9 protein-coding genes and 1 CRISPR repeat array are annotated in these 8,970 nt (G+C 35.1%); of the genes, 4 read left to right on the top strand and 5 right to left on the bottom strand.

Features of this window, described 5'->3' with window-relative positions; all coding sequences use genetic code 11:
• Positions 1-51: 51 nt before the first annotated feature.
• Positions 52-1,263: direct repeats of the CRISPR family, unit length 29 nt; unit sequence GTTACATCTGAACCGTGTGGGTTATAAAG.
• Positions 1,264-1,337: 74 nt separating this feature from the next.
• The 5 genes from pheA to guaB form a co-directional block, all read right to left on the bottom strand.
• Positions 1,338-2,417 (bottom strand): prephenate dehydratase, encoded by a 1,080-nt coding sequence (gene pheA, locus SULYE_RS03400; RefSeq protein ID WP_007546517.1) that lies wholly within the window; start codon positions 2,415-2,417, stop codon positions 1,338-1,340.
• A complete protein-coding gene (locus tag SULYE_RS03395) occupies positions 2,418-3,191 on the bottom strand; it encodes an inositol monophosphatase family protein (RefSeq protein WP_007546514.1) in 774 nt (257 codons plus the stop codon).
• A 275-nt stretch (positions 3,192-3,466) separates the two neighbouring features.
• Positions 3,467-4,663: a phosphoglycerate kinase gene (locus SULYE_RS03390; RefSeq protein ID WP_007546512.1), complete on the bottom strand. Its 1,197-nt coding sequence runs from the start codon at positions 4,661-4,663 to the stop codon at positions 3,467-3,469.
• Between the two features lie 14 nt (positions 4,664-4,677).
• Complete coding sequence (locus tag SULYE_RS03385; RefSeq protein WP_007546510.1) at positions 4,678-5,025, bottom strand: hypothetical protein; 348 nt, start codon at positions 5,023-5,025, stop codon at positions 4,678-4,680.
• A 13-nt stretch (positions 5,026-5,038) separates the two neighbouring features.
• Positions 5,039-6,505 (bottom strand): IMP dehydrogenase, encoded by a 1,467-nt coding sequence (gene guaB / locus SULYE_RS03380; RefSeq protein ID WP_007546508.1) that lies wholly within the window; start codon positions 6,503-6,505, stop codon positions 5,039-5,041.
• A gap of 91 nt (positions 6,506-6,596) precedes the next feature.
• Between guaB and thrC the strand changes: the two genes are divergently transcribed.
• The 4 genes from thrC to SULYE_RS03360 are packed head-to-tail and all read left to right on the top strand — an operon-like array spanning position 6,597 to position 8,792.
• Complete coding sequence (thrC, locus tag SULYE_RS03375) at positions 6,597-7,823, top strand: threonine synthase (protein WP_007546507.1); 1,227 nt, start codon at positions 6,597-6,599, stop codon at positions 7,821-7,823.
• A complete protein-coding gene (locus SULYE_RS03370; RefSeq protein WP_198001794.1) occupies positions 7,816-8,259 on the top strand; it encodes a hypothetical protein in 444 nt (147 codons plus the stop codon). Before thrC ends, SULYE_RS03370 begins: the two co-directional genes overlap by 8 nt.
• Before the next feature lie 12 nt (positions 8,260-8,271).
• Positions 8,272-8,550 (top strand): MoaD/ThiS family protein, encoded by a 279-nt coding sequence (locus tag SULYE_RS03365; protein WP_007546504.1) that lies wholly within the window; start codon positions 8,272-8,274, stop codon positions 8,548-8,550.
• Complete coding sequence (locus tag SULYE_RS03360) at positions 8,550-8,792, top strand: NIL domain-containing protein (protein ID WP_007546503.1); 243 nt, start codon at positions 8,550-8,552, stop codon at positions 8,790-8,792. Before SULYE_RS03365 ends, SULYE_RS03360 begins: the two co-directional genes overlap by 1 nt.
• Positions 8,793-8,970 lie beyond the last annotated feature (178 nt).

Below are 8,970 nucleotides of genomic sequence, written 5' to 3'. Positions count from 1 at the left end.
GTGTGGGTTATAAAGTATTGTTGCATTGGAAGACGCAAGCATTCCTAAAGAGTTACATCTGAACCGTGTGGGTTATAAAGTTTGCATCAGCAAATTTAAACTTGACTTTCGGCAATTGTTACATCTGAACCGTGTGGGTTATAAAGAGACATGATCCGTCGGCAAATATTTTTAGTATCTTCGTTACATCTGAACCGTGTGGGTTATAAAGTATTCTTTACCAAAAAACTCTTTCTGAAGCCCTTTAGTTACATCTGAACCGTGTGGGTTATAAAGGCGTCCAGTACCAGTAGGCTTCGAGAACGTGGGAAGGTGTTACATCTGAACCGTGTGGGTTATAAAGTCATTTCTTTGATATACCAGGGGGTTGCGTCCCCCAGTTACATCTGAACCGTGTGGGTTATAAAGTTTTTTCTTTGATGTATTCTTTTATTAGTTCAATATCTGTTACATCTGAACCGTGTGGGTTATAAAGTTTCAATAAACATATCCAAATCTCCAAAAGCTTCTGCAGTTACATCTGAACCGTGTGGGTTATAAAGGTGTATATCCCTGTCTTCTCATTTCTAACGCCTTTTCGTTACATCTGAACCGTGTGGGTTATAAAGCAGCATCTCTTCCAATTGGATTTCCTTCTGTTAGGTGTTACATCTGAACCGTGTGGGTTATAAAGAGCAGAGAAAAGAACGGAAATATTGGAAAAGTTAAAGTTACATCTGAACCGTGTGGGTTATAAAGCTTTGAGTTGCTATGTGTAAAGCAACACTTGATGCAGTTACATCTGAACCGTGTGGGTTATAAAGCATAATAATGCTGTATTTCTTTTCAAACATTTGATGGTTACATCTGAACCGTGTGGGTTATAAAGCTGATCTATAAAGATCAGAGAGTAGATCGTTAATAAAGTTACATCTGAACCGTGTGGGTTAGAAAGATATTGCCAAATGGGAAAGTGAAATAGAGAGATTGAGGGTTACATCTGAACCGTGTGGGTTAGAAAGCTTTCTATATCATCAACTTCAAATCTCTCCTTTAATCGTTACATCTGAACCGTGTGGGTTAGAAAGAAGACAATAGAACAAGCACATTTAATCCAGCAATTACGTTACATCTGAACCGTGTGGGTTAGAAAGGTATGTTGGTAATGTTAGGGCGTTGTCGTCGTTTTCGTTACATCTGAACCGTGTGGGTTATAAAGTTACACTTAATGATGAACCTTTGCATCTAATCATATGTTACATCTGAACCGTGTGGGTTAATTAAAGTGAGATGGGGGACGTTATATCTGAACTAATGGTTTAAATATCGTTTCGTGTGTAATAATTTTAAAAAGAAACCTAATCAACCGCCTTAGGATATGAGCCTAAAATCTTGAAAAATGGAACGTTAGATTTTAATTCTTCAAGAGTATTTTTTACTACTTCGTCATCAATATGACCCTCAATATCCGTAAAGAAAATGTAATCCCAAGCCTCTTTTTTAGATGGTCTTGATTCTATTTTAGTCATATTTATACCATTTCTATAAAATGGCTCTAAGGCTTTATATAACGCACCAACCTCGTTTTTTACAGAAAAAATAAACGTTGTTTTATCATTTCCTGTTTTGCTCGGTATTTCATTACCAATGATTAAAAATCTTGTATAGTTATAAAGATGCTTATCTATCTTTCTTTCTAAAATGTATAATCCATAAACTTCTGCCGCTGATTCGCTGGCTATTGCTGCAGATTCATAATCATCTTTTGCCATTTCTGCAGCTTTTGCTGTACTTTCAACTTCTATAAGCTGAACATGTGGCATATTTTTTAGTATCCAATCTCTACATTCTGCTATTGCAAATTTATGACTGTAAATTCTTTGAATTTCATTAATGTTTGGATTTATACTCATTAGATGTAAAGAAATTTCTAAAATAACCTCACCTATGATTTTTAAATCGTACTCTAAAAACATATCGAGAGTATAGTTAACAACCCCCTCTATTGTATTCTCTACCGGAACTACGCCAAAGTCTGCTTTTTTCTTGACTATCTCTTCAAATACATCTTTTATTGTTGATACAGGTATATGCTCTACAGAATGTCCAAAGTATTTTAAGCTTGCTTGATGGGTAAACGTTGCCTTTGGTCCAAGATAAACGACTTTAATATTCTCTTCTATGCTTCTACAAGCTGAAATTATCTCTCTAAATATATGCTTTACAATATCCGTTGGAAGTGGTCCTTTGTTGAGCTTTTCTAATCTATCAAAAATTTCCTTCTCTCTGCTTGGAACAAAGATCGGAAGATTGTTTGCTTTTTTAATCTCTCCAACTTCTTTAGCTAAGGTTGCTCTTTTATTTATAAGCTCTAAAATCTGATTGTCTATACTGTCAATTTCTTGTCTTAAAGCTTTCAGTTTTTCTTGATAATCCATTTATTTACTACTCCTGACTATATCATATAAAACATCGTAAATCTCTTTTCCCCCTGCAATTACATCTCCGGAGGATAAATCTTTCCCGCCTTCAAAATTTGAGTATATGCCGCCTGCTTCTTGAATGAGTAGTACACCTGCTGCTATATCCCATATAGAAAGCTTCATCTCAAAAAATCCATCAAAAACACCTTCTGCCACTAACGCTAAATCAACTGCTGCAGCTCCGGGTCTTCTAACTCCTGAAAATGTAATCATTGCTTTTTTTAGCATATCAAGATAATTATCAAGCTCTGCTATATATCTAAATGGGAAGCCTGTTGATACAACCGCCTGCTCGATTGGTCTGTTGGATACTTTTATCTTTTCTCCGTTTAAATAGCTACCTGCCCCTTTTTCCGCCCAGTAAATTTTATCTAACATAGGAACGTAGATAACCCCAACTATCGGCTCGTTATTGTGAAGAAGTGCAACCGATACGGCAAAGATCTCAAAACCGCATATGTAGTTTTTTGTTCCGTCTAATGGGTCAACCACCCAAGTAAATTCGTTTTCGCCAAACTTTCCATCCTCTTCACCAAGAAAAGCATGGTCAGGAAAGTTTTTAAGTATATGATTTCTTATCCTTTCCTCTGATAGTTTATCAACATATGTAACAAAATCTTTAATTCCTTTACTTTCTATATCAGTTTTTTTCACTTTTTTAAAGTTCTCTTTTAAAATTCCCCCACCAATAAAAGCTGCTTCTTTTGCTACTTCTAAGAATTTACTCAATCTCAGCTCCTTTTAATCTTGGTTTTTAAATGATAGTTTTTTAAAATTTTTATAAACTTACCTTTTTTGTCATCCTGAGGGCGTAAGTCCGAAGGATCTCCTCTTTAAAAGTAAAAAAAGAGATTCTTCGCTTACGTCAGAATGACATATAAGATTATCCTTTCTCTAATGCTTTTCAGTCAACCTTTCACTGTCATCCAAAGGACGTAAGCCCGAAGGAACACCTTTTAAATTTAATAAAGATTAATAATTTCTCACTCCCAAATAATCCAAACTTAACCCTTTCTTGTGATTGCCTCCAAGCAAGGTAGCTGTTTTCCTTCAAGAAGTTCTAAGAATGCACCGCCACCTGTCGAAAGATAGCTTATTTTGTCTACTACACCTGCTTTATGAATTGCATAATCTGTATCGCCACCGCCTGCGATTGACAACGCCGGTGATTCTGCTATTGCATGAGCAAGTTCAAAGGTTCCCATTTTGAATTTATCTATCTCAAAAACTCCCATAGGTCCATTCCAAACTATAGTTTGTGCATCTTTTATGATTTCTTTTATTAAAACTACTGATGCATGTCCTATATCAAGACCAAGCCAGCCGGATGGTATTTCTTGCCATGCAACTTCAATAACCGGTGTTTGGTCAGAAACAGCTTGACCACAGATAAAGTCTACCGGTAGATAAAATTTAACGTCTTTTTCCTTAGCTTTTTCTATTATTTCTAATGCTTTTTTGATCATTTCCTCTTCAACAAGAGATGAACCTACTTTGTAGCCAAGAGCTTTTATAAAAGTGAAAGCCATCGCACCGCCGATAAATATTTTATCCACCTTGTCAATTAAAAACTCTATCACTCCAAGCTTAGATGAAACCTTAGACCCTCCAAGAAATGCAACCACAGGTCTTTGTGGATTTAATAATGCTTTTTTAAAGTATTCTATTTCTTTCTCAAGCAAAAATCCCATTACAACAGGTTGGACGTAGTCTTTTATTCCATACATTGAAGCGTGTTTTCTATGACATGTTCCAAATGCATCTATTACATAAATTTCAGCAAGCTTTGCCAATGCTTTTGCAAATTCTGGGTCATTATTCTCTTCTTCTTTATGAAATCTTAAATTTTCTAGTAGAACTATTTCACCTTCTTTCATGTATAAAACTGTTTTTTCTACATCTTCGCCTACACAGTCGGGTAAAAATTTAACTTCTTTTCCTACCAATCTTTCTAATCTTTTAGCCACTGGATATAAAGAATATTTAGGGTCTGGTTTTCCTTTTGGTCTTCCAAGATGTGATGCAAGAATTATTTTTGCATTTCTATCAAGAAGATAATTTATAGTCGGAACAGTTTCTCTTATTCTTACATCATCTTCAATGTTTCCGTTTTCATCAATCGGCACGTTGTAATCAACTCTAACAAAAACCCTTTTTCCCGATACGTCAACATCTTTTAAAGTTAGGTAATTATCAAACATTAAACCCTCCTTTATTAAAATTCCTCTTCGTTATCTCCTTCCATACTGTCAAATAAAGTAAATCCTTCTATGTCAATTCCTTTTATCTTTAATGCAGTCTCTCTAAGTAATTCAAGATATGATGCGATTTCTCTATAAGATTCAAGCATTGCAGACAGTTTTAATAACTGTTCCGGTGGTAGTTTTTTCTCATAAATCCTAATAGCTTTCTTTATAGCAGCTTTTGTGATAACTATTTCACCGGCTTTCCTTTGCCACTCACTCCAAAATTCGTTTGTTCCAAGAGGACTTTTAATAATAAATCTATCTAAATTTGTAATTTCTTGAGCTAAAAGCAGTTCAAAATCTGTTGGTTTCTCCATTTTCCAACTCCTTTTAATCTATCCAATAGTTTGGTGCTTCTTGAGTTATATAAACATCGTGAGCATGACTTTCTCTTAAGCCTGCATTTGTAATTTTAATAAATTTGGTTTTTTCTTGAAGGTCTTTTATAGTTCTAGAACCAGTATATCCCATACCAGCCCTTAATCCTCCTACAAGCTGATAGACAACATCTGCAAGTGGTCCTTTAAATGGAATTCTTCCTTCAATACCCTCCGGAACAAATTTTTCTACGTTTTCTTGAGAGTATCTATCACTGCTAAATCTTGCTTTCATAGCACCAAGAGAGCCCATTCCTCTATAAACTTTATAAGACCTTCCTTGGTAGAAAATTCTCTCTCCTGGAGCTTCTTCTGTTCCTGCAAATAGACTTCCAAGCATGACTGTATCAGCACCTGCAGCGATGGCTTTGACTATATCTCCGGAGTATCTGATACCACCATCTGCAATCAATGTTTTTCCATATTTTTTAGCAACTTCTGCACATTTAGAAATTGCTGTAATCTGAGGAACACCTATGCCTGCAACTACCCTTGTTGTACAAATAGAACCCGGTCCTATTCCAACTTTTACTCCATCTGCACCGGCTTTGATTAAATCCTCTGCTGCTTCTGCCGTTGCTATGTTACCACCGATAACATCGACCTCAGGGAATTCTCCCTTAATTTTTTCAACAGTTTCTAAAACCCTAACAGAATGCCCGTGAGCAGTATCAACAACTATCACATCTACTTTTGCAGATATCAAGGCTTTTACCCTTTCCATTGTATCTGGACCAACACCAACAGCCGCACCAACTCTTAACCTACCTGCTGAATCTTTACAAGCATTTGGATATTTTTTTCTTTTTACAATATCTTTAATTGTAATTAAACCTTTAAGCCTTCCTTCATCATCTACGACCGGAAGTTTTTCCACTTTATGCTTTTGAAGAATATCTATAGCTTCGTCTAATGTAATACCTTCTTTTGCAGTTACTAAAGGAGCCTTTGTCATAAACTCGTAAACAGGTTTTTCGTAATCTTTTTTATGAATAAATCTTAAATCTCTATTTGTTAGAATACCAACAAGCTTATTTTCATCATCTACAACAGGAACGCCGGATATTTTATAAATAGACATTATTTCAAGAGCTTCTTTGACTAATTGATTCGGTCTGACTGTTACCGGGTCTGTAATCATTCCACTTTCGGCTTTTTTTACTTTTTCAACCTCTCTCATTTGGTCTTCAATCGACATATTTCTATGGATGATTCCAATTCCACCTTCCCTTGCTAAAGCTATGGCTAATCTATGTTCGGTAACAGTGTCCATTGCAGCTGATACTAACGGAATATTAACTTTGATGTTTGGTGTAAGATATGATGAAACATCTGTTTCATGGGGTAAAACATCCGATTTTTGTGGAAGCAATAGAACATCATCAAATGTTAGAGCTTCTTCTATTGGAAATGTAAGCAAGATAAAAACCTCCTAAGGTAATATAAATTAATATTTTAGCACAAAAATATGGTAAAATTTCTATTATTTTTCTTGATGGAGGAAGGATTAATTGGCAAAAGTAAAGGCTTTAAAATGCAAAGAGTGTGGAGCTGAGTATCCTGTAGAACCAATTCATGTATGTGAATTTTGTTTTGGTCCATTGGAGATTGTATACGATTATGATGAGATAAAAAAGAATATATCAAGAGAGAAAATTGAAAAAGGTCCAAAAAGCCTTTGGAGATATATCGACCTGCTGCCGGTAGAAAATCCAACCGTTGGTCTATCTGCAGGATTTACGCCGCTTGTAAAAGCAGAAAATCTCGGCAAGCTTTTAGGATTAAATAATCTTTATATAAAAGATGACTCTGTCAACCATCCTACACTATCATTTAAAGATAGAGTTGTTGCAGTTGCTCTTTCTAAGGCAAAAGAGTTTGGTTTTGATACTGCTGCTTGTGCCTCTACAGGAAACCTTGCTAACTCTGTTGCAGCCCATGCAGCTTCTGCAGGAATGAAATGTTATGTATTCATACCGGCAAACTTAGAAACAAACAAAATCATTGGTAGCTTGGTTTTCAATCCTGTTGTTGTAGCAGTTGATGGAAATTATGACGACGTTAACAGACTTTCTTCTGAAATTGCCAACGAGTTTGGATGGGCATTTGTTAATATAAACGTTAGACCTTTCTACTCTGAAGGTTCAAAAACCTTGGCGTTTGAAGTTGCAGAGCAGCTTGGTTGGAAAATACCGAACGTAGTAGTTGCACCTCTTGCGTCAGGCTCTCTTTATACAAAAATTTGGAAAGGTTTTAACGAATTAAGAGAAGTTGGCTTGGTAGAAGGAGACCTTCCAAGGATGCTTGGAGCACAAGCAGAAGGATGCAGTCCTATATACCAAGCATTTAAAGAAGGAAGAGATTTTATAAAACCGGTAAAACCTAATACAATAGCAAAATCTATAGCTATAGGAAACCCGGCTGACGGACCATATGCTGTTAAAGTAGCAAAGGAAAGTAAAGGTGATATCCAAATAGCAACAGATGAGGAAATTATAGAAGGCATCAAATTACTAGCAAAAACAGAAGGAATCTTTACAGAAACCGCAGGTGGTACAACAATCGCAGTACTGAAAAAGTATGTAGAGATGGGAATGATAGATAAAGACGAAGTAGTTGTTGCTTACATTACAGGAAATGGTTATAAAACAATGGAAGTTCTTGAAGGAAAGCTTGAAAAACCTATACATATAAAACCATCGTTGGCAGAGTTTAAAAGCAAAGTTATAGGTGGATAAAATGGCTTATACACTGCCGAGAAGTTTATATAACATATTAGAAGAGGCACTTGGAAGTAAAGAAAAGGCAGAAAAGTTTGCAGAAGCTTTTGAAAAGGCTGTAGAAGAAATTGACAAAAAAGCTGAAAAGTTAATCGTCGAAAAAAAGGAAATATTAAAAATAGAGCTAAAAGAAGAGTTAAAAAATGAGCTTGTAACTAGGGACCTGTTTGAAGAAAGGTTTAAAGTTATTAATGAAAGATTTAATTCAATTGATGAAAAATTTAAAGCGATTGATGAGAAATTTAAAGTGATTGACGAAAGATTTAAAGTAGTTGATGAGAGATTTAAAAGATTGGAATTGAAGTTAAATATTCTAATTATACTCGTTTTATTAGCTTTAACATTATTCAATCCTGCTTTTTTAAGTATTATTGAAAAATTATTAAAACTTTAAGGAGGTTAGATAATGGCAATAACTGTAAGAATACCAACAGCTTTAAGAAGAATTACTCAAGGACAAGGAGAAGTTCAGATATCAGCTTCTACAATCGGAGAGTTAATAGAAAATTTAGAAAAAGAATTCCCGGGCATCAAGGAAAGGCTTGTTGATGAAAACGGAGAGATTAGAAAGTTTGTCAACTTTTTTGTAAATGATGAAGATATAAGATTTTTACAAGGAAAGGATACACAACTAAAAGATGGAGATGTGGTAGCTATAATACCGGCAATAGCTGGAGGAAAATAATGAATTCGATGAAGCTAAAGCTTATCTATCCGGAAGAGAAAATAAAAGAACCACTTTTGAGTAAAGTTTGTAAAAATTTTAATATTGACATAAACATAAGAAAGGCAAACGTTCAAGAAAAGATAGGCTGGTTGGAGCTTGAATTCATCGGAAACGATGAAGAAATAGAAAAAGCTATAAACTTCTTGGTCGAAAATGGCGTAGAAGTCCAACCAATAGAAGGTCAGGTTTTTATAGAATAATGAAGCCAAAAATTATAGCATTACTAGATATTGGAACATATTCAACGCGTATGTTAATAGTTGCTGTCCATTCTGATGGACGGTTTGATGAGATATTAAGCGTAGGAAGAATTACAGCGCTTGGAAGAAAATTGAAAGAGACTGGCTATTTACAAAAAGAAGCAATGGAAGAGACTTT

This window comes from Sulfurihydrogenibium yellowstonense SS-5 (genome assembly GCF_000173615.1).
GTDB classification, from domain to species: Bacteria; Aquificota; Aquificia; order Aquificales; family Hydrogenothermaceae; genus Sulfurihydrogenibium; species Sulfurihydrogenibium yellowstonense.
Note: the sequence above shows the minus strand (reverse complement) of the source record. Positions and strands in the feature narration are given on the sequence as shown.

Excerpts from the sequence above, each read along its gene's own strand:
- pheA (WP_007546517.1), bottom strand. The coding sequence starts at position 2,417 with ATGGATTATCAAGAAAAACTGAAAGCTTTAAGACAAGAAATTGACAGT.
- SULYE_RS03390 (WP_007546512.1), bottom strand. The coding sequence starts at position 4,663 with ATGTTTGATAATTACCTAACTTTAAAAGATGTTGACGTATCGGGAAAA.
- SULYE_RS03385 (WP_007546510.1), bottom strand. The coding sequence starts at position 5,025 with ATGGAGAAACCAACAGATTTTGAACTGCTTTTAGCTCAAGAAATTACA.
- SULYE_RS03365 (WP_007546504.1), top strand. The coding sequence starts at position 8,272 with ATGGCAATAACTGTAAGAATACCAACAGCTTTAAGAAGAATTACTCAA.
- SULYE_RS03360 (WP_007546503.1), top strand. The coding sequence starts at position 8,550 with ATGAATTCGATGAAGCTAAAGCTTATCTATCCGGAAGAGAAAATAAAA.